Source organism: Stenotrophomonas sp. B1-1 (assembly GCF_010894375.1).
Taxonomy (GTDB): domain Bacteria; phylum Pseudomonadota; class Gammaproteobacteria; order Xanthomonadales; family Xanthomonadaceae; genus Stenotrophomonas.
Window position 1 is genome coordinate 1 of sequence record NZ_JAAIUZ010000041.1, and the last position, 2,500, is coordinate 2,500.

Annotated in this window: 2 rRNA genes (1 of these 2 cut by a window edge); both read right to left on the reverse strand. The window is 54.4% G+C overall.

Going from position 1 to position 2,500, the window contains the following annotated elements:
- A 5S ribosomal RNA gene (gene rrf / locus G4G00_RS21425) occupies positions 1–68 on the reverse strand; the annotation flags it as partial.
- A 126-nt stretch (positions 69–194) separates the two neighbouring features.
- Positions 195–2,500, reverse strand: a 23S ribosomal RNA gene (locus G4G00_RS21430); it runs 574 nt beyond the window's last position.

The following is a 2,500-nucleotide window of genomic DNA, read 5'->3' on the forward strand; positions in this document are numbered from 1 at the left end:
GCGCAGCTGCGTTTCACTTCCGAGTTCGGGATGGGATCGGGTGGTTCCACAGCGCTAATTTCACCAGGGAGGCTTTTGGAGAGTCGCACTCGTCCCGATGGGACAAGGCGCCAGCCTCGCATAGTTCTTGTGACGTAGCGTGCACTTGGATGCTCTTACGACGCTGTCGTAAAGCCAAGGCAACTTGAGGTTATATGGTCAAGCCGCACGGATCATTAGTATCAGTTAGCTCAACGCATTGCTGCGCTTACACACCTGACCTATCAACCACGTAGTCTACATGGTTCCTTCAGGGGGCTTGTGCCCCGGGAGATCTCATCTTGAGGCGCGCTTCCCGCTTAGATGCTTTCAGCGGTTATCGCTTCCGAACATAGCTACCCGGCAATGCCACTGGCGTGACAACCGGAACACCAGAGGTTCGTCCACTCCGGTCCTCTCGTACTAGGAGCAGCCCCTCTCAAATCTCCAACGCCCATGGCAGATAGGGACCGAACTGTCTCACGACGTTCTGAACCCAGCTCGCGTACCACTTTAAATGGCGAACAGCCATACCCTTGGGACCGACTACAGCCCCAGGATGTGATGAGCCGACATCGAGGTGCCAAACACCGCCGTCGATATGAACTCTTGGGCGGTATCAGCCTGTTATCCCCGGAGTACCTTTTATCCGTTGAGCGATGGCCCTTCCATACAGAACCACCGGATCACTAAGTCCTAGTTTCCTACCTGCTTGATCCGTCGATCTTGCAGTCAAGCACGCTTATGCCTTTGCACACAGTGCGCGATGTCCGACCGCGCTGAGCGTACCTTCGAGCTCCTCCGTTACTCTTTAGGAGGAGACCGCCCCAGTCAAACTACCCACCATACACGGTCCCCGACCCAGATAATGGGCCCAGGTTAGAACGTCAAGCACGACAGGGTGGTATTTCAAGGATGGCTCCGCTGCAGCTAGCGCCACAGTTTCATAGCCTCCCACCTATCCTACACAGACGAACTCAACGTTCAGTGTAAAGCTATAGTAAAGGTTCACGGGGTCTTTCCGTCTTGCCACGGGAACGCTGCATCTTCACAGCGATTTCAATTTCACTGAGTCTCGGGTGGAGACAGCGCCGCTGTCGTTACGCCATTCGTGCAGGTCGGAACTTACCCGACAAGGAATTTCGCTACCTTAGGACCGTTATAGTTACGGCCGCCGTTTACTGGGGCTTCGATCAAGAGCTTCGCCTTGCGGCTGACCCCATCAATTAACCTTCCAGCACCGGGCAGGCGTCACACCCTATACGTCCACTTTCGTGTTTGCAGAGTGCTGTGTTTTTGATAAACAGTCGCAGCGGCCTGGTTACTGCGACCCTCGGTAGCTTATGCTCGCATGAGCCACCACCAAGGGTGCACCTTCTCCCGAAGTTACGGTGCCATGTTGCCTAGTTCCTTCACCCGAGTTCTCTCAAGCGCCTGAGAATTCTCATCCTACCCACCTGTGTCGGTTTACGGTACGGTCTGCGTAAGCTGAAGCTTAGGAGCTTTTCCTGGAAGCGTGGTATCAGTGACTTCGCCATAAAGGCTCGTCTCGGTGCTCGGTCTTAAAGGATCCCGGATTTGCCAAAGATCCAAACCTACCGCCTTTCCCCAGGACAACCAACGCCTGGTACACCTAACCTTCTCCGTCCCTCCATCGCACTTACGCGAGGTGCAGGAATATTAACCTGCTTCCCATCGACTACGACTTTCGTCCTCGCCTTAGGGGCCGACTCACCCTGCGCCGATTAACGTTGCGCAAGGAAACCTTGGGCTTTCGGCGTGCGGGTTTTTCACCCGCATTATCGTTACTCATGTCAGCATTCGCACTTCCGATACCTCCAGCAGACTTCTCAATCCACCTTCAACGGCTTACGGAACGCTCCTCTACCGCGCATAACAAAGTTATGCACCCCAAGCTTCGGTTCTGTGCTTAGCCCCGTTAAATCTTCCCCGCAGACCGACTCGACCAGTGAGCTATTACGCTTTCTTTAAAGGGTGGCTGCTTCTAAGCCAACCTCCTGGCTGTCTGTGCCTTTCCACATGGTTTTCCACTTAGCACAAAATTTGGGACCTTAGCTGTGGGTCTGGGTTGTTTCCCTTTTCACGACGGACGTTAGCACCCGCCGTGTGTCTCCCATACAGTCCGTCTCGGTATTCGGAGTTTGCAATGGTTTGGTAAGTCGCGATGACCCCCTAGCCATAACAGTGCTCTACCCCCGAGAGGATACATATGAGGCGCTACCTAAATAGCTTTCGAGGAGAACCAGCTATCTCCGGGTTCGATTAGCTTTTCACTCCTAATCACACCTCATCCCCTACCTTTGCAACGGGAGTGGGTTCGGGCCTCCAGTGCGTGTTACCGCACCTTCACCCTGGGCATGACTAGATCACCCGGTTTCGGGTCTACTGCCCGCGACTATGCGCCCTTATCAGACTCGGTTTCCCTTCGCCTCCCCTATACGGTTAAGCTTGCCACGAACAG